At 61.4% G+C, this 21,264-nt stretch carries 21 protein-coding genes; 15 read left to right on the top strand and 6 right to left on the bottom strand.

What is annotated here, in order from left to right:
- Positions 1-13 precede the first annotated feature (13 nt).
- The gene (locus tag BLV18_RS20905; RefSeq protein ID WP_090361604.1) at positions 14-1,255 is read left to right on the top strand and encodes a M20/M25/M40 family metallo-hydrolase; all 1,242 of its coding nucleotides are present in this window, start codon (positions 14-16) and stop codon (positions 1,253-1,255) included.
- A complete protein-coding gene (locus tag BLV18_RS20900; protein ID WP_090361602.1) occupies positions 1,252-1,980 on the top strand; it encodes an amino acid ABC transporter ATP-binding protein in 729 nt (242 codons plus the stop codon). Before BLV18_RS20905 ends, BLV18_RS20900 begins: the two co-directional genes overlap by 4 nt.
- A gap of 96 nt (positions 1,981-2,076) precedes the next feature.
- Here the strand turns inward: BLV18_RS20900 and BLV18_RS20895 are convergent, their stop codons facing one another.
- Positions 2,077-3,120, bottom strand: coding sequence for a YVTN family beta-propeller repeat protein (locus BLV18_RS20895; protein ID WP_167375966.1), 1,044 nt, complete (start codon positions 3,118-3,120; stop codon positions 2,077-2,079).
- Positions 3,121-3,315: 195 nt separating this feature from the next.
- Here BLV18_RS20895 and BLV18_RS20890 point away from each other — a divergent pair, with 195 nt between their 5' ends.
- From BLV18_RS20890 to BLV18_RS20855, 8 genes are all read left to right on the top strand, one after another.
- Positions 3,316-4,053, top strand: coding sequence for an IclR family transcriptional regulator (locus BLV18_RS20890; protein ID WP_090361595.1), 738 nt, complete (start codon positions 3,316-3,318; stop codon positions 4,051-4,053).
- 59 nt (positions 4,054-4,112) lie between these two features.
- Positions 4,113-4,868: a transporter substrate-binding domain-containing protein gene (locus tag BLV18_RS20885; RefSeq protein ID WP_090361592.1), complete on the top strand. Its 756-nt coding sequence runs from the start codon at positions 4,113-4,115 to the stop codon at positions 4,866-4,868.
- A 79-nt stretch (positions 4,869-4,947) separates the two neighbouring features.
- Complete coding sequence (locus BLV18_RS20880; RefSeq protein ID WP_043192069.1) at positions 4,948-5,613, top strand: amino acid ABC transporter permease; 666 nt, start codon at positions 4,948-4,950, stop codon at positions 5,611-5,613.
- Positions 5,614-5,624: 11 nt separating this feature from the next.
- Entirely contained in the window at positions 5,625-6,386 is a 762-nt protein-coding gene (locus tag BLV18_RS20875; RefSeq protein WP_208598899.1) for an amino acid ABC transporter ATP-binding protein, read from the top strand.
- Positions 6,387-6,432: 46 nt separating this feature from the next.
- Positions 6,433-7,845 (top strand): formimidoylglutamate deiminase, encoded by a 1,413-nt coding sequence (locus BLV18_RS20870; RefSeq protein WP_090361586.1) that lies wholly within the window; start codon positions 6,433-6,435, stop codon positions 7,843-7,845.
- Positions 7,842-8,645 carry an N-formylglutamate deformylase gene (hutG, locus tag BLV18_RS20865; RefSeq protein ID WP_090361583.1) on the top strand — a complete coding sequence of 268 codons (804 nt, stop codon included), beginning with the start codon at positions 7,842-7,844 and terminating at the stop codon, positions 8,643-8,645. The genes BLV18_RS20870 and hutG overlap by 4 nt, the downstream gene beginning before the upstream one ends.
- A gap of 24 nt (positions 8,646-8,669) precedes the next feature.
- On the top strand, positions 8,670-9,269 hold the full coding sequence (locus BLV18_RS20860; RefSeq protein ID WP_090361579.1) for a HutD/Ves family protein: 600 nt from the start codon (positions 8,670-8,672) through the stop codon (positions 9,267-9,269).
- Positions 9,270-9,429: 160 nt separating this feature from the next.
- A complete protein-coding gene (locus BLV18_RS20855; protein WP_244156907.1) occupies positions 9,430-11,550 on the top strand; it encodes a TonB-dependent siderophore receptor in 2,121 nt (706 codons plus the stop codon).
- Positions 11,551-11,609: 59 nt separating this feature from the next.
- On the opposite strand, the gene BLV18_RS20850 is transcribed toward BLV18_RS20855, so the two are convergent.
- Positions 11,610-12,908, bottom strand: a complete 1,299-nt coding sequence (locus BLV18_RS20850) for an acyltransferase family protein (RefSeq protein WP_090361576.1) — start codon at positions 12,906-12,908, stop codon at positions 11,610-11,612.
- Between the two features lie 229 nt (positions 12,909-13,137).
- Between BLV18_RS20850 and cfaB the strand changes: the two genes are divergently transcribed.
- Complete coding sequence (gene cfaB / locus BLV18_RS20845) at positions 13,138-14,325, top strand: C17 cyclopropane fatty acid synthase CfaB (RefSeq protein ID WP_056844828.1); 1,188 nt, start codon at positions 13,138-13,140, stop codon at positions 14,323-14,325.
- A 5-nt stretch (positions 14,326-14,330) separates the two neighbouring features.
- Here cfaB and cls read toward each other — a convergent pair whose 3' ends face one another.
- On the bottom strand, positions 14,331-15,770 hold the full coding sequence (gene cls / locus BLV18_RS20840; protein ID WP_090361573.1) for a cardiolipin synthase: 1,440 nt from the start codon (positions 15,768-15,770) through the stop codon (positions 14,331-14,333).
- Positions 15,771-15,918: 148 nt separating this feature from the next.
- Here cls and BLV18_RS20835 point away from each other — a divergent pair, with 148 nt between their 5' ends.
- Positions 15,919-16,446: a DUF3617 domain-containing protein gene (locus BLV18_RS20835; RefSeq protein ID WP_049860417.1), complete on the top strand. Its 528-nt coding sequence runs from the start codon at positions 15,919-15,921 to the stop codon at positions 16,444-16,446.
- A gap of 148 nt (positions 16,447-16,594) precedes the next feature.
- Positions 16,595-17,806 carry a zinc metallochaperone GTPase ZigA gene (gene zigA, locus BLV18_RS20830; RefSeq protein ID WP_090361570.1) on the top strand — a complete coding sequence of 404 codons (1,212 nt, stop codon included), beginning with the start codon at positions 16,595-16,597 and terminating at the stop codon, positions 17,804-17,806.
- Positions 17,807-17,816: 10 nt separating this feature from the next.
- On the opposite strand, the gene BLV18_RS20825 is transcribed toward zigA, so the two are convergent.
- Positions 17,817-18,167 carry a hypothetical protein gene (locus BLV18_RS20825; protein ID WP_049860415.1) on the bottom strand — a complete coding sequence of 117 codons (351 nt, stop codon included), beginning with the start codon at positions 18,165-18,167 and terminating at the stop codon, positions 17,817-17,819.
- Between the two features lie 26 nt (positions 18,168-18,193).
- Between BLV18_RS20825 and BLV18_RS20820 the strand changes: the two genes are divergently transcribed.
- Entirely contained in the window at positions 18,194-19,159 is a 966-nt protein-coding gene (locus tag BLV18_RS20820) for a CobW family GTP-binding protein (protein ID WP_090361567.1), read from the top strand.
- Positions 19,160-19,164: 5 nt separating this feature from the next.
- Here BLV18_RS20820 and BLV18_RS20815 read toward each other — a convergent pair whose 3' ends face one another.
- Complete coding sequence (locus BLV18_RS20815) at positions 19,165-19,554, bottom strand: DUF3301 domain-containing protein (RefSeq protein WP_049860413.1); 390 nt, start codon at positions 19,552-19,554, stop codon at positions 19,165-19,167.
- Between the two features lie 117 nt (positions 19,555-19,671).
- On the opposite strand from BLV18_RS20815, the gene pdxY reads away from it, so the two are divergent.
- The gene (gene pdxY / locus BLV18_RS20810) at positions 19,672-20,538 is read left to right on the top strand and encodes a pyridoxal kinase PdxY (RefSeq protein WP_049860412.1); all 867 of its coding nucleotides are present in this window, start codon (positions 19,672-19,674) and stop codon (positions 20,536-20,538) included.
- On the opposite strand, the gene BLV18_RS20805 is transcribed toward pdxY, so the two are convergent.
- Complete coding sequence (locus BLV18_RS20805) at positions 20,535-21,020, bottom strand: acyl-CoA thioesterase (protein ID WP_049860411.1); 486 nt, start codon at positions 21,018-21,020, stop codon at positions 20,535-20,537. The genes pdxY and BLV18_RS20805 overlap by 4 nt on opposite strands.
- Positions 21,021-21,264 lie beyond the last annotated feature (244 nt).

Genomic DNA, 21,264 nt, shown 5'->3' with positions numbered 1-21,264 from the left:
GGGATCGAAGTGCATGCACGACCTCAAGCAACATCTCGCGGCTCGGATCGACCAAGGCTTCACTGCGCAAACCGCAATGCTGCAAGCCTTGGTGCGTACGCCGTCGGACAATCCGCCCGGCGACTGCACGCCTCATGCCGAAGCCACGGCGCGCCTGCTCGAAGCCATGGGTCTTGAGGTCGAGCGGCATGTCACCCCAGCCGAAGTGGTGGCCGAGGCCGGGATGCTCAGCGCCACCAACCTGATCGTGCGCCATCGGTTTGGCCCTGGCCCCACCATTGCCCTGAATGCCCACGGCGATGTGGTGCCGCCCGGCCGTGGTTGGAGCGCCGACCCCTATGGCGGTGAGGTTCGCGAAGGCTGGCTCTACGGTCGCGGCGCTGCGGTGTCCAAGTCCGACATCACCACCTATGCCTGCGCGCTGGCAGCGCTGAAAACACTGCAAACACCGCTGGCCGGCAGTGTCGAATTGCACATTACCTACGACGAGGAAACCGGCGGTGCCACAGGCCCCGGCTGGATTCTGGGCGCTGGGCTGAGCAAGCCCGACTACGTGCTCAGCGCGGCGTTTTCCTACCATGTGATTACTGCCCACAACGGCTGTCTGCACCTGGAGCTGACCCTGCTTGGCAAATCTGCCCATGCGGCGATGCCCGATACCGGCGTGGATGCCATCGAGGCCAGCGTGCCGTTGCTGCAGGCCCTGTACCGCTACCGCGACAGCCTGCGCGAGCGCCCTTCGGCCACCCTGGGTATCAGCCATCCCACGCTGGTAGTGGGCTTGATCGAAGGCGGCATCAACACCAACGTCGTCGGCGACCGCCTGACCCTGCGTCTGGACCGCCGTATCGTGCCGGAGGAGTCACCCGAAGCGGTGGAGACCGAATTGCGCGATCTGATCCAGACCGTGGCCGCGCAGCTCCCAGGCATCACCATCGACGTTTCGCGGATCTTGCTGGCGAGGCCTTTCGTGCCGGTGGCAGGCAGCGAGCGCCTGGCCGAGTTGGTGTGCCGTGAAGCGGGCGCAGTGTTCGGCGAGCCGGTCACACCCATCGGCGTGCCGCTGTACACCGATGCCCGCCTGTACAGCGAGGCGGGCATTCCAACCGTCATGTACGGTGCCGGCCCGCGGACGTTGCTGGAAGCCAACGGCCATCGCGCCGACGAGCGCGTCCCCCTGCAAGACCTGCGCAAGGCCACCCAGGTGATTGCCAATACTCTTCTGGAGCTGCTCAAGGAGGGCGTTGAAAAATGATCGCCATCAATCAGGTGAACAAGTTCTATGGCTCTTTTCAGGTGCTGAAGAACTGCACCACGCAAGTGGCCAAAGGTGAAGTGATCGTGGTGTGCGGCCCCTCCGGTTCGGGGAAATCCACGTTGATCAAATGCATCAATGCGCTGGAGCCCTTCGATGAAGGCGAGATCCATTTCGATGGCATCTCCGTGGGCGCCAAGGGCACCGATCTGCCGCTGCTGCGTCGCCGGGTAGGCATGGTCTTCCAACAGTTCGAGCTTTTTCCTCACCTCACGGTGATGGATAACCTGACCATCCCACAAACCCGCATTCTCAAGCGCGGCAAGGCCGCTGCGCTGATCAAGGGCCGCGAACTGCTGGAGCGGGTCGGTCTTGCCGCCCACGGTGACAAGTACCCTGCTCAGCTCTCTGGAGGGCAGCAGCAACGCGTGGCGATCGCACGTGCGCTGGCGATGGAGCCACAAGCCATGCTGTTCGACGAGCCGACTTCAGCGCTGGATCCCGAGATGGTGGCCGAAGTGCTGGCTGTGATGACCGAGCTGGCCCGTGAAGGCATGACTATGTTCTGCGTGACCCATGAAATGGGTTTTGCGCGCAAGGTGGCCGATCGTGTGCTGTTCATGGATGCGGGAGAAATCATCGAGGATGCGCTGGCGGAACACTTCTTCAATGCCCCGAAATCTGAGCGGGCCAAAGCCTTCTTGCGACAGATTCTCCACCACTGACCCGCAACCGCGTGCTCCCGTCTGGCCAGTGCGCGAAGCCGAAGGTGACGACGCGCACAGCCAGCGTCCCTGCTGTGCAGCGCCGGGGACGATCACTCAACCCTGCGGAATAATGGCCAGTGCATCCGGCTCCGGGCCTGCCGGCCAGCGGGCCTGCACGGACCAGGTGGCAGTGTCGATCACGGCAATCTCGTCACCGCCGCTGATGGCCACGAATGCACGCTTGCCGTCCGGCGCCACCACCGCGCCGATGGGCAGGGCTGCGGCGCCCAGCAAGGTTTCGCGATACACCGCGCCTTTTCGGGCCAGATCGATGCGCTTGATCTCGCGCCTGTTCGCCACGTCGATCACCGACAGCTCGGCAGATTTGGCGCAGCTGACCAAGGCATGGTTGCCATCGGGTGTCATGACGATGCGGATCGGGAAGCGGCCGGTCTTGATCCGATCCAGCACCTTCAGCGTCTGGGTATCGACCAGCGCCACCTCGTCGTCTTCACGATTGCTCACCCACACATGCTTGCCCGACGGCTCGATGGCAATGCCCTCGGTGCTGTTGCCGGTGGGCACCGAGGCGAGCTTGCGGTGCTGTACAAGGTCGACCACCGACAGGCTGCCGCCTTTGACGTGGGTCACGTAGGCGCGGCTGGCGTCTGCCGACAGCACCACCATATGGGGCTGGCCACCGCCAACGTCGATGCGCGCGAGCACCTTGCCCTGGGCCAGGTCGACCACCAGCAGGCGTTCGCTGTCTTCGGTGGTCACCACGATGCGTTGGTTGTCGGGAAAGAAGCGTATGCCGTGGGGGCGCGAATCCTGGCCCAGGTCGATGGTGCGCACCACCTTGCGGGTCGGCCAGTCGATCACGCTCAGGCTGTTGTTGGCCTTGCCCTGGGCGCCGTAGTTGCCCACCACTGCCAGCCGACCGTCGCCGGCGACGATGACTTCATGGGGGCCGGTGCCGACTGGCAGCTTCAACAGTTCCTTGCCGTTGACCATGTCCAGTGCCGACACACTGGCGCCGGCCTTGTTGCCCACCAGCAGGACGTCGGCCGCATGGGCCATCGGCAGGGCGCCGAGCAACAGCCCGGCCAGGCACGCGCGGCGCAAAGGTGTCAGCAGCGTAGGGGTCGAGTAGGGCATGGGCTGTCTCCTGAAAGTCCGTGGGCAGGACATGGAGTTGTGACCTGTAGGAAATCATGAGAGTTCGGATCTAGAGCGGTCAGTGAGGCATCCCATGGCTGCCTTAGTGAAGACTACAGTCGGCTGTGTGGGATTTTTTTCCCGCTCAGTGAGAATCGTCCTTCAGAATCGAGAATTTGTTCTTATAGTGCAGTCATGAACGACCCACGAACCACAGGCATCGTCGACCGTGTGCTGCAGGTGCTGACCTGTGTGGCCAAGGCCGGACAACCCATAGCGGCCAAGCGCATTGCCGCGCAGGTTGAGCTGCCGCTGAGCACGGTCTACCGGCATCTGGCGTCGCTGAAGAAGTGGGGCTTGCTGCAAGAGCACATGACCACCGGGCTGTACGAACCCGGTGCGACCGGGGTGCAACTGGCCTGGGGCTTCGATCAGACGTCCCACCTGATCAGCCAGAGCCGCGACGAGATCGGTGCCCTGGCTGAACGCACGGGCGAAAGTGTTGGCCTGCTGGTGTACAGCAACGGCCAGATGGTGTGCATCGCCATGGAGGAGAGCAGCAGCTCGCTGCGTTGCTCGTTCACCAAGGGCCGCGCGCATTCCATGATGCAGGGGGCATCGGCCAAGAGCCTGCTGGCGTTTCTGCCCGAGCCGGTGCAGCGCCAGTTGCTCGCAGAGCAAGCGCAACAGGGCGCCGTGGACATCGCGGCGCTGGAAAAGGAGATCGCCCGGATTCGCAAGAATGGCTATGCCACCAGTGACAGTGAAGTCGATCTGGGTGTCTGGGGCGTGAGTGTCCCATTGGTTTCAGCGGACGGTGGCCTGGAAGGCACCATTACGTTGATGGCGCCGTCATTGCGCGTTGGCCCACGGGAGGCTGAGCTGATCAGCCTCACCAGAAAAGCAGCCAGCCGCATCTGCAATCGCTTCTAACTGCCGCTCAATCCATGTTTCGGGTCCTGACGGACTCACCCTTGCCAAAGGAATTTGTGATGAAAGCGTTGAAGTTGTTCACCCCCCTGGCTGCCGCGCTGACGCTGATGGCCTCGCTCTGCACCTCGGCCCAGGCAGCCGACGATGTGATGCGTGTCGGCACCGATGCCACCTTCCCGCCCATGGAGTTCGTGCAGGATGGCAAGCGCACCGGCTTCGATATCGAATTGATCGAAGCCATCGGCAAGCAACTGAACAAGAAGGTCGAATGGGTCGACATCGGCTTCAAGGGGCTGATTCCGGGCTTGATTTCGAACCGCTTCGATGTCGCCGCATCGGCCATCTACATGACCGAAGAGCGTCAGAAGGTGGTCAACTTCACCGACTCCTACTATCGCGGGGGCCTGGCTGTATTGGTCCTGAAGGAGGACGCCAGCATCGGCAAGCCTGCCGATCTGGTGGCGGGCAAGAAGGTTTCGGCCCAAGTGGGCACCAAGTCCATCGACTTTCTGAAGACCAACTACCCCGCAGTGACTGTGGTGGAAGTGGAGAAGAACCAGGCCATGTTCGACCTGTTGGCCATTGGCCGGGTCAACGCTGCGGTCACTGGGCGTCCGGCGGCAGTGGAATACGCCAAGCGTCAGCCCAAGGTCCGGGTGCTGGACGAAGGTCTGACCACCGAACTGTACGGTTTCGCCATTCGCAAGAATGACACCGAGCTGCAACAGCAGATGAACCAGGCGCTGCAAACCCTGCGCAGCAACGGCGAATATGCCGCCCTGACCCAGAAATGGTTCGGCACCACCAAAGAATAAGCCGCCGCTGCAGGTCCGCGCGATGCTTGCGGCGGACCTGCACATCACGCCTTCAACCGTAGCCTGTGCGGAGTACTTCATGGATCTCGACTTTTCCCCGGTCTGGGACGGCTGGCGCGCGCTCGCCTCCGGCACCCTGATCACCATCGAAATCACGGCTGCGGCATTGGTGCTGGGCTGTGTGCTGGGCCTGTTGATCGGGCTGGGCCGGCTCAATCCCGATCGCAAGATCATCTATGGGCTGTGCACCACCTACCTGACGCTGGTCCGTGGCACGCCGCTGCTGGTGCAGTTGTTCATTCTGTTCTTCGGTCTGCCGCATTTCGGCATCCAATTGCCGGCCTATGTATGTGGGATCTTTGGCCTGGGCATCTACAGCGCGGCCTATGTCTCGGAGATCGTCCGCGGGTCGATCCAGTCCGTGGAAAAGGGCCAGATGGAAGCCGCTCGATCCCTGGGGCTGCCGCACAAGCTGGCGATGCGCAAGGTCATCCTGCCCCAGGCCTTCGTGCGCATGATTCCCGCCCTGGGCAACGAATTCATTGCCTTGATCAAGAACTCGGCGCTGGTGTCGTTGCTGACCATTGCCGACGTCATGCACGAAGGCGAGAAGATCATCAGCGTGTCGTATCGCTCCCTCGAAGTGTACCTGGCCATCGCCTTCATCTATCTGATGCTGACCAGCATCACCACCTTGATCCTGCGCCGCACCGAGAAAGTGCTGCGCGCTGACGGGAGAGTGTGATGAGCACCGCCATCATCGACATTCAGAACCTGAGCAAATCCTTTGGCACCCATCAGGTGCTGCACAACATCGACTTCAGCGTGCAGGCCAGTCAGGTTGTGGTAGTGATCGGCCCCAGCGGGTCGGGCAAGAGCACCTTCCTGCGTTGCATGAACGGCCTGGAGACCGCCGAAGGCGGAACGCTGCGGGCTTGCGGCCACACGGTGGTGGAGCAGGGCCGGATGATGTCCGAAAGCAAACTCGACGCCCTGCGCAGCGAAGTCGGCATGGTGTTCCAGTCCTTCAACCTGTTCCCGCACCTCAGCGTATTGGACAACATCACCCTGGCGCCCATGGCCCTGCGCGGCAAGTCGCGCCAGGCTGCGCAAGAGCAGGGCCTGCGCCTGTTGAACAAGGTCGGCCTCGAACACAAGGCCCAGGTCTATCCCGGCACCCTGTCGGGCGGGCAGAAGCAGCGCGTGGCGATCGCCCGTGCATTGGCCATGGAACCCAAGGTCATGCTGTTCGACGAGCCGACCTCGGCACTGGACCCGGAGCTGGTGGGTGAGGTGTTGCAGGTCATGAAGACCCTGGCGAACGAAGGCATGACCATGATCATCGTCACCCACGAAATGGGTTTTGCCCGGGAAGTGGCCGATGTAGTGGTGGTGATGGACCAAGGCGCCATCGTCGAAGCCGCGCCGCCAGCCCAGCTGTTCACCGCGCCTCGCGAAGCCCGTACGCGCAGTTTCCTGCAAAGCGTGCTGTCGCGAGACGCAGCGCCTGTTCTCTGATTGCCCGCGCCTGACTCACTGCCCAGAGGTTCATGTGGATACACCCTTGGATTCACCTACCAGTCACGCCCAGAGCAGCCTGTTTGCCCACAACGCCCTACTGCCCGATGGCTGGCAGCACAATGTGCTGCTGAGCTGGAACGCGCTCGGCGATCTGACCACCGTGAGCATCGATGCCGTACCTGCGGCTGGCACGCCGGTGGCGCGGGGCCCGGTGATCAGTGGCATGCCGAATCTGCATTCCCATACCTTTCAGCGCGCCATGGCCGGGTTGACCGAAACCCTGGGTGACCCGAAAGACTCCTTCTGGAGCTGGCGCACCCTGATGTATCGCTTCGCCCAGCGCCTGCAGCCGCGGCACCTGCAGGCCATCGGCCGGCATCTGTACATCGAGATGCTCAAGGCCGGGTACACCTCGGTCTGCGAGTTTCACTACGTGCACCATGGCGCTGACGGCCAGCCCTACGCCAACCCCGCCGAACTGTCCCTGCGCGTGGTTCGTGCAGCCGAGGAGGTGGGCATCGGCATGACCCTGCTGCCGGTGCTGTACCAGTACGGCGGCTTGGGTCAGGCGGAACCGTTACCGCACCAGCGTCGCTTCATCAATTCACCCGAGTGGATCTTCGAGCTGCGTCAGCACCTGCAAAAAGCCATGCCGCAGAACGGCAATCGGCGCTACGGCGTAGCGCCGCACTCGTTGCGCGCCGTGAGCGAAGCCTCCTTGTCGAGGCTGATCCAGGGCGTGAACAGTGAAGACCCACGGGCGCCCGTGCATATCCATATTGCCGAACAAACCCGTGAGGTCGATGACTGCGTAGCCATCCTCGGCCAGCGCCCGGTGCAGTGGCTGTTGGACCGCCAACCCTTGGACCCGCGATGGTGCCTGGTGCACGCCACCCACATGGACGACGCCGAATACACCGCCTTGGCGCGCAGTGGTGCCGTCGTCGGTCTGTGTCCGACCACCGAAGCCAACCTTGGCGATGGTGTGTTCGATGCGCAGCGTTTCCTGGCCGACAAGGGAAATTGGGGTATCGGTTCGGACAGCAACGTGGCGGTCAATCCCTGGGCCGAACTGCGCTTGCTGGAATACGGCCAACGCCTGTTGCATCGCCGCCGCAACGTGCTGGCCAGCGCCGAAGCGCCGGTGGTGGCGGACCGACTGTTCGCTCAGGCGGTCAGTGGCGGGGCGCAGGCCACGGGCCGCTCGGTGGGCGGACTGGTGGTCGGCCAGCGTGCCGACCTGGTCGTGATCGATTCGGACGCCGCCACTATCGCCCCGGGCAATCCGGCACAGCTGTTGTCCTCGATGGTGTTCTGCGAGCACGGCACCCACCCCGTACGCGATGTCTTCGTCGGCGGCAGGCACGTCATCGACAACGGCCAGCACGCCCTGCAGGTGGAAGCGCTGCACGGCTACCGCGCCACCCTGGCCGACCTCTTGGAGCAAACGATATGACTCAGGAACACACGTTCGAGGTGCATGAGGGCATCGGCCCCTTGCTGATCTCCATGCCCCACGTGGGCATTGAACTGCCAGACGATCTGAAGGCGCATTACAGCCCGGTCGGCCAGGCGGTAGACGACACCGACTGGCATATTCATGAGCTGTACGACTTCGCCACCGCGCTGGGGGCGTCGACACTGCGCCCCCGCTTTTCGCGCTACGTGATCGATCTGAATCGGCCGGCCGATGGCGCCAGCCTCTATCCGGGCCAGAACACCACCGGACTCTGCCCGCTGGCGACCTTCGACGACGTGCCGCTGTATCAGCCGGGATACGAGCCTGACGATACTGAAATCGCTCGGCGCCTGGAGCTTTATTGGCAGCCTTACCACCGGGCCTTGCACCAGCAACTGCAGCGAATCAAAGCCATCCACGGGTATGCCCTGCTGTGGGATGCCCACTCGATCCGTTCGGTCATCCCGCACCTGTTCGAAGGCGAGTTGCCGGTGTTCAACTTCGGTACGGCAAGCGGCAGCGCCTGCGCACCTGGCGTTGGCGAGCAGTTGCACGCCTTGGCCGAGCAGTTGGCCCCGCAGTTGCCAGCGGTGCTCAACGGTCGGTTCAAGGGCGGCTACATCACCCGCCAGTACGGCAGCCCGGCCCATGGGGTTCACGCGGTTCAGCTGGAGCTGGCGCAGCGTGCCTACATGCAGGAAGCGCCGCCCTACGGGTTGCAACAGGCCAAAGTCGATACCTTGCGCCCGGTACTGCTTGCGCTGATCGAGCGCTTCATGGCGTTCAAGCCTGCCTGACATTTCTTTGCTAGCCGGATTCCGATGACTGATTCGCACCTGTACCAACCCGAAGCGTACACGGCCATGCCATGGAAAAACGGGGGTGGCAGCACCCTGGAGATTGCCCAGCAGCGCTGCGTCGATGACAGCGGCTATGACTGGCGCCTGTCGATCGCCCAGATCGATGTCGATGGACCCTTTTCCGTGTTCCCCGGCTATAGCCGGGTCATCACCGTGCTGCATGGCGATGGGATGGTGTTGCAGATCAATGGGGTGGACAGTGAGGCGCTGGGTCCCCTGCAGCCGCTGAGTTTCGACGGTGGAGCGACCGTGCAGTGTCGCTTGCTGGGCTCGCCGATCGAGGATTTCAACCTGATCTACCGCCCGGATCGGATCAACGCGTCGTTGCGCTGGGTGGATTGTCATCCGGCCGTGGTGTTGGGCTCCAAGGCGACTCAGGTCGTTTTCTTCAATGCGTCAGTGGGCATTGTCAACGTCACTCACGCGAGCAGTGGGCAGCGCCATCAACTGGCCCCGCGAGCCACGCTGCGTTGCACCAACGTCGGCGGTCAGTTGCAGCGCTATAGCCTGGAGGGCGCAATGGCTCAGGTCTGTGTGGTGGAGTTGGACAAGGTGGACTGATCGCCCTGCGAGCCTGATGCTCGGCACCATCCCCTTGCCGACACGACTGATTTCCCAGAATAAATGTGAAAAAAAAGTAAAAAACAGGTAAACGATTCTAGTTCTTGTTTGAAATTTCCTACATCATCCCCGTCCTTTTCTTCGTCTTGGGACGCCGATCTTGAAGCCTCGTATTTCCGCCACCCTGTTGCTGGCCGGCGCCTGCGGTACCTTTCCGCTGGCGCACGCCGATGATTCCCTCACGCTGCCGTCCATTCAGGTGCAAGAGTCGGCCTCCGAGGATCAATACAGAGATCCCACTGTCAGCTACACGGCCAAGCCGTCCTCGAGCACCACCAAGCTGGGGCTGAGCAAGCAGGAAACACCACAGGGCATCACCACCGTCACCCAGGCGCAGATGGAAGACTTCAAGATCCGTGGCATCAAGGATGCCTTGCGCTCGGCGCCTTCGGTGACGGTGGAGCAGAGCGAGAGCGATCGGACCGAATTCACATCCCGCGGCTTTGAAATCACGTCGTTCGAATACGATGGGATGAGCATGCCGTTTTCCCAGGCCACCTTGATCGGCGACGTTGACATGGCTGAGTACGAGCAGATCGACGTGCTGCACGGGGCCAACGGATTGATGAGCGGGACCGGCAACCCGTCGGCGACGGTGAATTTCGTGCGCAAACGCCCAACCGAGACCTTCCAGGCGCAGATCGATAGCAGCGTGGGCTCTTGGGACGGCCGCCGTATCGCCGCCGACGTCTCAGGCCCGTTGACCGACACCGGCAACGTGCGTGGCCGTTTCATCTACGCCCACGACAAGGGCAACTCCTGGATGGACCGCTACAGCCACGAACGCAACGTGGCCGCGGGTTTGCTGGCGTTCGATCTGAGCGAGCGGGATACGCTCACGGTCGGCTTCTCCCAGCACAACAGCGACTCCAATGCCAGCACCTGGGGCAACCTGCCGCTGGTGGACGACGGCGGCAACCGGTTGCACTACAGCAGCCGCAGTTCCAACGTGGGCCAGCCCTGGACCTACTGGAACATGCACACGCAGCGCACCTTCGCCGAGCTGCAGCATGCCTTCGACAACGGCTGGAATGCCACGCTGACGGTAACCGGTATTCATGAATACCAGGACACAAACATGTTCTACGTGGCGGGTCTGGACGCTGATCAGGCGCTGGTCTTTGCGGCAGACACCTCCGCCACGGCCAACCAGGCCATTGGTGAAGCGAAGCTGTCGGGCCCTTTCAGCCTGTTCGGTCGCCAGCATGAACTGACCTTTGGGGCCACCTACGGACGAACGCATCAGACTGCGCGTGAGTACGACTCTTCCGAAGGAATAGAGCTGGGGGGGTATTACTACACGTCATTCGCAAACATCCTGAACGGCACCACCGCACGTCCGTCCTTCACCGAAACCAGCGATACCAATACCCAGAACTTCGTGGACAGGCAGAAAAGCCTCTTCGCCGGCGCGCGCTTCAACCTGACGGACGATCTGCACTGGATCGCGGGTGCACGCATGCTCAGCGCCGATGGCTCGGGTGAGAGCTACGGCTCGGATCATTCCCTGCGCGAGCATGGCCGAGTGACGCCGTACACTGGCCTGGTCTACGACCTGAGCGAGCAGTGGGCGGTGTATACCAGCTGGACACGGATCTTCAATCCGCAATACGCCACCTATGGGCTGGATGGCAAGTTGCTTGACCCGCTCGAAGGCAAAAGCCTGGAGGCCGGCGTCAAGGGTCGCTTGCTCGACAACCGTCTGGACCTGACGGCGGCTGTGTTCAAGACGCAGCAGAGCAACGTGGCCGGGGCCTCCACCCTGGTGGGATCGCAGTACCTGTACGAGACCGAGGACTACAAGAGCCATGGGGTGGAACTGGAGGCTTCAGGCGAAGCGTACCCCGGCCTGGACGTGCTGGCCGGCTACACCTATGTCGCCATCGAAGACGAGGACGGCAGTGATGCGCGCAACTATGTGCCTACACACAGCTTCCACGGTCTGGTCAGCTACCGCCTGCCGATGCTGCCGAAGGCTCACGTGGGCACGCGCCTGAGCTGGCAGAGCGGGGTGGAGAACGACACCAACAGCGCCATTCGCCAGAATGCCTATGCCATCGTCGATCTGATGACCCGCTATGACATCGACGACCATTGGAGCACGTCGCTGAACTTCAACAATGTCACCGATCGCAAGTACCTGCGTTCGCTGTACAGCCAGACCGCCAGCAGCTACGGCGCGCCGCGCAACATCACCGCATCGGTCAGCTGGAAGTACTGACCGGGTGCCAGCGCCATGCCCTGAGAACCCAACGGTCTCAGGGCATGGCGCTTGGCCCCTCAGCCGCGGCTCATGCTCGTGCGCATGGTCTTGGCCTTGCCGGTATCTGCACGTTTGCTCTTGACCACCCACCGACTCAGCGGCCCCTGCAACAGCCACTGCCGCGTGCGGTCGCCGATCTGCTCCTGGAATATCACGCAGATGATGATGCACAGCAGCAGCAGGAGAGGGTAGTACGCCAGCGACAGCGGATGGCCCTTGGCTTGCGCAACGCAGGCCGAGGCATTGCTGAAGCACAACGGCACATTGATGTTCGCCAGCATTTCCAGACGACGGAAGATGATAAAGATCGGTGTGTGCAAGGCGAACATCGGCAGCGATGCCGCGCCCAGCCGGCGCGCCCATTTGATGTAGCGCTCGCTGCGCGGACTCGAGGCCATGGCGCACAGCGTGATCCCACTGAGCACCAGCGGCAGCAGCAGGCCGTTGTGCAGCAGCACATACCAGTGGCTGGCACCCCGCCAGTTGACCTCGGCGGCGATCGCTACACCAAAGCCCAGGGCAACCACCGCCAGCAGTTTGCCAGGGCCCCGCAACCCGGCGCCCATCAACCGATGCTCGCGAAACAATAGATAGGCGACGATGCCGGCGAGGAAAACCGGTAGCCGCAGCAACGGAAAGTGGTGAAGGAAACCGATCCAGATCGAGCTGTAGTCATCGTTGAGGACCACCAGCAGCGGCGGGACCAGACACGCCGCCCAGATGATCAGCAGCAACCGCACCTTGTGTTTGGCGGCCGCCAGACGCGGTGCGAACCAGGGGAATACCAGATAGAAGAAGAACAGTGCCGAGATCGACCACAGCGGCCCGTTGTAAGCGAGGTAGACCGGGTTCCAGGCTTGCAGCAGGGTGACCTGCAGCACCGCGTTGACGGCTATCTGGAAGTCACTGAGGTGATATTTCAGCAGCTCGGGAGCGGTGCGCTTGAGCAGGTCATCGGATCGATAGGCGACACCCAGGTCGGTGTTGCTGTCGAACAGGCCCGTGAGCGCAATCAGGATCACGCAACTGGCAAGGCCGAACAAGTGAATGGGGTAGAGATTGGCGAAGCGCTTGGTCATGAAGGAGAGCGGCGGCTCTCGAAGCTTGTTGCCGTCCAGGTAGACGTGGGTAAGGAGAAAGCCGGATAACGCGAAGAAGCTACTGGTGGCGAAAAATCCCAGTTCGGTGAACTCCACCAATCCGCTCAGGTGCGTGTACTCGCTGTAGAAGGGCAGTGTGTGAAACATCACAAGGTACACGCCGAGGAAAAAGCGCAGCCATTCCAAACCTATGAATCTTTCGTTGTCTGCGCTCATGCAGGTCCATTTCCTTGATGATGTCGAAGCCCGGGCATGCTACATCTGGCATTTCCGATGTTTCTGGATGTGTCCTGTAGCTGCCAGCGTAGCTGATGACGTGAAAATTTAATTACAGATCGAAGGATTACCGACCCACGGCACCTGACTCGATGATCGACTGGTCATCCGGGCACCGACTTCTGAGCTAGTCTTTTGTGCTGAATCGTTCAGACAGGGGAGAACTTCCATGCTCGCGCACCTACCGCCTGTGTTGCAAAACCTGCAGCTTCCCTTACGGCTGCGTCTCTGGGATGGACACGAACTGGACCTGGGTCCTTCACCAAGCGTCACACTCGTGCTGAAAGAGCCGCAGGTCATCAGCCAGTTTTCCCACCCCAGCCTGGATCAGCTTGGTAGTGCCTTCATCGAAGGCAAGGTGGATGTGGAAGGCGAGATCGGTGACGTCATCCGCCTGTGCGATGAACTCAGCCAGGCGATTCTGCACGACGATGAGGGGCCCGTGCCCGTGCGCTCGGCACACGACAAGGACACCGATGAACGTTCGATCGCCTATCACTACGACTTGTCCAACGAGTTCTATCAGCTCTGGCTTGACCGCGACATGGCTTACTCCTGTGCTTACTTCCATACCGGTCAGGAGACCTTGGAACAGGCGCAACAGGACAAGTTCAGACACCTGTGCCGCAAATTACGTCTGCGCCAGGGTGACTACCTGCTGGATGTCGGTTGTGGATGGGGTGGCCTGGCGCGATTCGCCGCGCGCGAGTTCGGTGCCAGGGTGCTGGGGATTACCCTGAGCAAGGAGCAGCTGAAGCTGGCTCGGGCGCGAGTGGTAGCCGAAGGCCTGCAACATCAGGTCGAACTGCAGCTGCTAGATTATCGTGACCTGCCCCAGGACGGACGCTTCGACAAGATCGTCAGCGTGGGCATGTTCGAGCATGTTGGCCACGCGAACCTGGGGCTCTATTGCCAGCGCCTTTGCGGCGCTGTTCGCGAGGGTGGCCTGGTGATGAACCACGGCATCACGGCCCGGCACACGGACGGCCGTCCGGTCGGCAGGGGCGCGGGGGAGTTCATCGGCAAGTACGTTTTCCCCCACGGCGAATTGCCTCACCTGTCCATGGTCGACGCGCAGGTCAGCGAAGCGGGACTTGAGGTCGTGGACGTGGAGAGTCTACGGCTGCACTACGCGCGCACTTTGCAGCACTGGAGCGCGCGCCTGGAAAACCAGTTGGAGGCCGCCGCCGGCATGGTATCCGAACAGTCTCTGCGGATCTGGCGTCTGTACCTGGCCGGCTGCGCCTATGGGTTCAGTCGGGGCTGGATCAACATCCACCAGATCCTTGCCGTCAAACCCTACACCGACGGCCATACCGGACTGCCCTGGACCCGCGATGATATCTACAGCAGCTGAGCAGGCTAGAGGATGGGTGAGATCAGCCGCGCGACGCGCATGCCCAACTTTTGCAGGCGATGGGTTTCCTTGCTGTCGCGCACATCGATCTCGCGTGATTGAGCGAAGTCGTCGAGCAGCATTCGTTCGACTTCGCCGGTGAAATCCTTGTCCACGGTCAACAGCATGATTTCGAAGTTCAGGCGGAAGGAGCGGTTGTCCATGTTGGCGCTCCCGATCGCGGTGATTTCGTCATCGATCAGCACCACTTTCTGGTGCAGAAATCCCGGCCCATACCGGAACATCCGGACGCCCGCACGGACGGCCTCGAAAGCGAACAGGCTGGAGGCGGCATACACCACTTTGTGATCGGGACGAGAGGGCAGCAGGATCCTGACGTCCACACCGCGCAGCACGGCCAGCCTCAGAGCGGCAAACACCGCCTCATCGGGGATGAAATAGGGCGTCGTGATCCAGACGCGTTCGTTCGCGGCGTGAATCGACTCGACGAAAAACAGTGAGCAGGTTTCATAGGAATCCGCCGGACCGGTCGCCAGGACCTGGCACAGCACACCGTCCTCTTCGTACGCATCCGGCAGAATCAACGGTGGCAGCTCGCGTGCCGCCCAGAACCAGTCCTCCGCGAAAGACTCCTGCAGGCAGGCGATCACAGGTCCGCTGATGCTCACATGGGTATCGCGCCAAGGCGACAGCTTGGGGTTGCCACCCAAGTATTCATCACCCACGTTATGACCGCCGATGAAGCCTTTGATACCGTCCACCACCACGATCTTGCGATGGTTGCGGAAATTCACCTGGAACCTGTTCAACCAGCCGCTCTGCGTGGCGAACGCCTTTACGTTCACTCCACCGTCACGCAGGCGCTCGACGTATTCACGGGGCAGGGCATGGCTTCCGACCTGGTCATACAGCACATAGACCTGCACACCTTCGGAGGCTTTCTGCAACAACAGGCCTTGCAGCTGACGCCCGATATGGTCGTCATGAATGATGAAGAACTGCACCAGCACTGCTTGTTTGGCCTCGCGGATGGCAGCAAAGATGGCATCGAATGTCGCGTGGCCGTTGACCAGCAGGCCGACCCGATTGTTGGCCAGGCAGGGCATGCGACCAAGCTTGGGCATGGCTCTGAGCGAGGCGTAGGACGTCGACTTTCGTGCAGCCAGCGCTTCCTCGATCCACGGCCGCCAATCCAGGTCGGCAATGGCTGTGTGCATTTCTTTGTTGGCATGCCGACGCGCCTCGATGTAGCCATCGAACGTGCTGCGCCCGAACACCAGATAGGGGATCAATGTGAGGTAGGGAATGAACATCAACGACAAGGCCCAGGCGATCGACCCTTGCGCGGTGCGTACGGTAAGCACGGCATGTACGGCCGCCCCGATGCCCAGTACGTGCAGCAGGCCAAATAGATACCCAAAAAAAATCGGACTGTGATAATCCATTGCACGGCGGCTCCTTGATGCGCTGTGGTAACAGACCACGTTCAGGAGCGGTTGTCGCGTTTTTATTCCTGCGCAACTCGGGTCCGGTTTCGGCGTCAAAAGCCGAGGCGCCCGCGCTTTTCCCAACGACCTTCAGGAGTGACATCAGATGAGATTCAAATGGCCGATGGCAGCATTGATAGTGAGCCTTTCGGCGACAGGCGCGCAGGCGCAGATGTTGCAGCCAGGTCTATGGGAAATGACCACCAGCAACATGCAGGTCGATGGCAAGCCATTGCCGGACATGCAGGTCATGCTGGGCCAGCTGAAGATGCTCCCGCCCGAGCAAAGGGCGATGATGGAAGGCGTATTGGCCAACCAGGGCATTACCTTGGGCGGTAATGGCATTCGTTCGTGCCTGACCCCAGAACAGGTCAAGACCAACGACATCCCGCTGCAGGACCCCAAGTCGGGCTGCACGCAGAAGATCACCGAGCGCAACGGCAATGTCTGGAAATTCCAATTCAGCTGTCCAAAGGCTCAAGGCGCGGGACAGGCGCAATTCCTGAGCGACCGGGAATTTCTGACTACGGTCAGCGGCACCTTCAATGCCTCCGGTACCGCTCAGAAGGGCAGCATGAATACCCGTGCCGTCTGGTTGGGTAACGACTGCGGTGCGGTAAAGCCCCGTACGTGAAACATAGGGCACGTGTTCCACGTGGAACACGTGTTTTTTTAACTCATGACGAATCGGTTAAGTGACAACAGATTAACGCTGTTAATGTTATGTTATAACAATAAAATCAGCGTATAGTCCGTTGTAACCGTTCCTGATGAGGTCCGTCATGCCCAACCGTTTACCCGTCACTGTGCTCTCAGGTTTTCTGGGAGCCGGGAAAAGCACCTCGCTCAATCACATCCTGCGTAATCGTGACGACCTGCGCGTCGCGGTGATCGTCAATGACATGAGCGAGATCAACATCGACGGCAGCGAAGTGCAGCGCGATGTCAGCCTCAACCGCGCCGAAGAAAAGCTGGTCGAAATGAGCAATGGCTGCATCTGCTGCACGCTTCGCGAAGACCTGCTTCAGGAGGTGGCAAAACTGGCCGCCGACGGGCGTTTCGATTACCTGTTGATCGAATCCACCGGCATCTCCGAACCGCTACCGGTGGCAGAAACCTTCACCTTTCGCGACGAGCAAGGTCAGAGCCTGGCAGATCTGGCGCGGCTCGATACCATGGTCACCGTCGTCGATGGGGTCAATTTCCTGCTCGACTACCAGGCAGCTGAAAGTCTGGCGAGCCGAGGCGAGACGTTGGGTGAGGAAGACGAGCGGGCGATCACCGAGCTGTTGATTGAGCAGGTGGAGTTCGCCGATGTGATCCTGATCAGCAAGATCGACCTCATCAGCCAGGCCGAACGCACCGAACTGACCGCGGTGCTGCAAAAGCTCAACCCGGTCGCACAGGTGCTGCCGATGGTCATGGGTCAGGTACCTCTGGCGCGCATACTGGACACTGGACTGTTCGATTTCGAGCGCGCGGCGCAGGCGCCAGGTTGGCTGAAGGAGCTGCAGGGCGAACATGTGCCTGAAACCGACGCCTACGGCATCGCCTCGACGGCCTATCGCGCCCGACGCCCGTTTCATCCACAGCGCTTCCATGCCTTCATCGACCAACCCTGGACCAACGGCAAGTTGCTGCGCTCCAAGGGCTTTTTCTGGTTGGCCAGCAAGCCCCGGGAAGCCGGGAGCTGGTCACAGGCGGGAGGACTGATGCGCTATGGTTTTGCCGGGCGCTGGTGGCGCTTCGTGCCTGAATCGCAATGGCCGCAGGATGCTGAAAGCATCGCTGCCATCCAGCACAACTGGAACGCCGACACCGGCGACTGCCGACAGGAATTGGTGTTCATTGGCCAGAACATCGACTTCGCCGCTTTGAGTCGAGACTTGGACAGTTGCCTGCTCGATGACGAGGAACTGGCCTTGGGTGCACGCGCCTGGACCCGTTGGCCGGATCCCTTCGGTGACTGGCACGAGCAGACACCGGTCGTGTAACTTCGGCTGATCAGGGGGTCTCCCAGTGGCCCCCACTGTTCTGTTCGCAGAATGGCTTGAGGTAAGCGGCATCGCTGGCCACACCGTAGTAGTGGATGTCCTGTTCATAGGGCATGCGCTCCACGCGCGCGCCGCGACAGACACCGTAGGCGCCCTGCGGGCATTGCTCCAGGTGTTGCACCTCGACCTTCTGGCCCGGCAGATTCGGCTGGCAGAATCCGTCATGAAACAGCTTCGGCGGTATAGTGCGATTCTGCTGGCACACTTCCACGCTCACCCGCTCGGCCTGGCTGTGCACCACGCAGGCCTCGGCCCATACCTGAGTGCTGGCCAGCAGGCCTAGCAAAACCCACACACGCATCGTTCAACCTCCATAGACATCCGACCATGCTGCAGAACATTCCCACCCATGTCATCGCAGGCCCCTTGGGCGCCGGCAAGACCAGCCTGATTCGTCATCTGCTGACGTGCAAACCAGCGCACGAACGCTGGGCCGTCTTGATCAACGAATTCGGTCTGGTGGGCATAGACGCCGCGTTGCTGGCTACAGCCGACGATGGTATCGCAATCGGTGAAATCGCCGGGGGTTGCCTGTGCTGCGTGAATGGAGCGCCGTTTCAAATTGGTCTTGCCCGCTTGCTGCGCAGTGCCCCTCCGGACCGATTGTTCATCGAGCCGTCGGGCCTGGGCCATCCGCTGCAGATCCTTGCACAACTGGGTGAAGCGCCTTGGCGTGGGGTCCTGGCCGTGCAACCGCTGGTGATGGTGCTCGACGCGCTGGCACTCAGGGTGGGGAATGCGCTGCCTGCGGTACAGCTGGAAGCCGCGCGCGAGGCGGGATTGCTGATCATGAACAAGGCATCCGGTACCGATGAGCTGTGCATAAGTACAAATTTACCCACAGCGCAAATGCTGTGGCGGGACGTCGACGAAATCTGCTTCGATCAACTGCCGATTGTGGATAAGCCTGTAGAGCTTTTTGTGGACAAGCTGATAGACAGCCCCAATGCGCTGGGTGATCTATGGGTGGATAAGTCTCTCGCCCAATGCCAGGTGCAGAATCATCCTGATGGTTGGAGCATCGGCTGGCGCTGGCACCCACAGGTGCAGTTCGACCTGCAGACCCTAGGGCGTTGGCTGGAGGATGAAAGTTGGCGTCGGGCCAAGCTGGTTATCCACAGCACGCAGGGGTGGCGATCAAGTAATTTGCTGGCAGGACAAACCGCCCAATGGAGACCGAGTGAGTGGCGTCGCGATTCACGGGTGGAGCTGATATTCGACACACCCCAGGACGCAACGCGCTTGCAGCAAGGGTTGCTGCGAGCACAGGTGCCGGATCCGTTACAGGACTGACACCCTCAGGGGCGCCAGCGCTTGTGTTCCTGGCGCCACTGGCTCATTTCGATGACCTCGGCACTGGTCGGCGTCTTCACTTCGAACGGGTAGGGCGCCAGCTCGATCTGCACTGCGTGCGGCCCGAACTGCGTGGCGATGCCTGCATGGCGCTGCTCGCCGGTGACGGTGAACTCGAAGTTGTACACCCGCGCCAGGCGCTTGCGGCCGTTGGCATCGGCCAGCCAGGCAAAGCGCTTGAAGGCGACGTTGTCGTCGAGCAGTTCCAGATCGAGCTTGCCGCAATGCTGCTTGACCCGCTCCAACGCCTTCTCGCGCAGGCCATGGTTGTGCCACAACCAGGCCGCACCTGCGGCTAGTAACATCAGGATGAACATATTGCCAAGGGTCAACATCAACGTGCGCTCCAACCGGTTGCTCGCAGCTTAACTGTGTCTCCGGTCTGTCGTACAGGCTGCATTTCGCGCGATACTGCGCGCCATGAAGTCCTGTCACCGGTCCGGAATCCTTGCATGAAACGTACACCACACCTGCTCGCCATCCAGTCCCACGTCGTGTTCGGCCACGCCGGCAACAGCGCGGCGGTTTTCCCGATGCAGCGAGTGGGCGTCAAGGTCTGGCCATTGAATACGGTGCAGTTTTCCAATCACACACAGTATGGTCAGTGGACGGGAGAAGTGTTGGCGCCGCAACACATTCCCGCACTGGTCGAAGGGATTGCGACGATTGGCGAGTTGGGCAACTGCGATGCGGTGCTCAGCGGCTACCTGGGCAGCGCTGCGCAGGGGCGGGCAATCCTGGGCGTGGTACGGCGAGTCAAGGCAGCCAATCCCAAGGCCCTGTACCTGTGCGACCCAGTGATGGGGCATGCGGAGAAAGGCTGCGTGGTGCCGGCCGAGGTCAGCGACTTTCTGCTCGATGAAGCCGTGGCGGCAGCCGACGTGCTATGTCCCAACCAATTGGAGCTCGACAGCTTCAGCGGCCGCAAGGCCGACTCCCTGCAGGATTGCGTGGCCATGGCGCGCGCCTTGCTGGCCCGGGGCCCGAAAGCGGTGCTGGTAAAACATCTGGCCTACCCCGGCAAATCACCTGAAGACTTCGAGATGCTGCTGGTCACCGCCACAGGCAGCTGGCACCTGCGGCGTCCGCTGCTGGCGTTTCCGCGTCAGCCGGTCGGCGTGGGTGATCTGACCAGCGGTTTGTTCCTGGCCAGGCTACTGCTGGGCGATGATTGGCTGGCCGCTTTCGAGTTCACGGCCGCGGCAGTGCACGAAGTGCTGCTGGAGACCCAGGCGTGCGCCAGCTACGAACTGGAGTTGGTGCGCGCCCAGGATCGGATCGTGCATCCGCGCCTGCGTTTCGAAGCCGTGGCGCTTTAAATCGGTTCTTCCTTGAGATCGCGGTAGCGCTTTTCCAGCTCCTGGCGGATCTGCCGGCGCTGCTGCGCCTGGATGAAGCGCCGCGTGCCCTCGGCATCCTGTGGCTTCAAAGGCGGTACGTGAGCGGGTTTGCGCTGGTCGTCCACCGCCACCATGGTGAAGAAGCAACTGTTGGTGTGGCGCACCGAACGCTCGCGGATGTTCTCGGTGACCACTTTGATCCCCACTTCCATCGACGTGTTGCCGGTGTAGTTGACCGATGCCAGGAAGGTCACCAGCTCGCCCACGTGCACTGGCTCGCGGAAAATCACCTGATCCACCGACAAGGTCACCACATACCGGCCGGCATAGCGGCTGGCGCAGGCGTAAGCCACTTCGTCGAGGTATTTGAGCAGCGTTCCTCCATGCACATTGCCGGAAAAATTGGCCATGTCAGGGGTCATCAGCACCGTCATCGACAGCTGGGCGTTTCCAGGTTCCATAGTGAACTCACGGTTGGTTGGCAGAATTACAGGGGCATCACCTATTCTGGCGTTGGCCACTTACGACGGGTCTCGTCCACAGGCGGACGCTGAACGAGGCTACTCCGTCACGTCTATCGTGCCATTACGTAGGGCATAGCGGCGATCTGTTTCCGCATATTGCACCGACGTTTGCCTGCAATGGGCAGTGTTAACCTGCCTCCTGAAACAATTGGTACCGTAATTCCGAATAGCAAAGGAGGCT

This window comes from Pseudomonas coleopterorum (assembly GCF_900105555.1).
Classification (GTDB): domain Bacteria; phylum Pseudomonadota; class Gammaproteobacteria; order Pseudomonadales; family Pseudomonadaceae; genus Aquipseudomonas; species Aquipseudomonas coleopterorum.
This window is presented reverse-complemented; position numbering and strand designations above follow the sequence as displayed.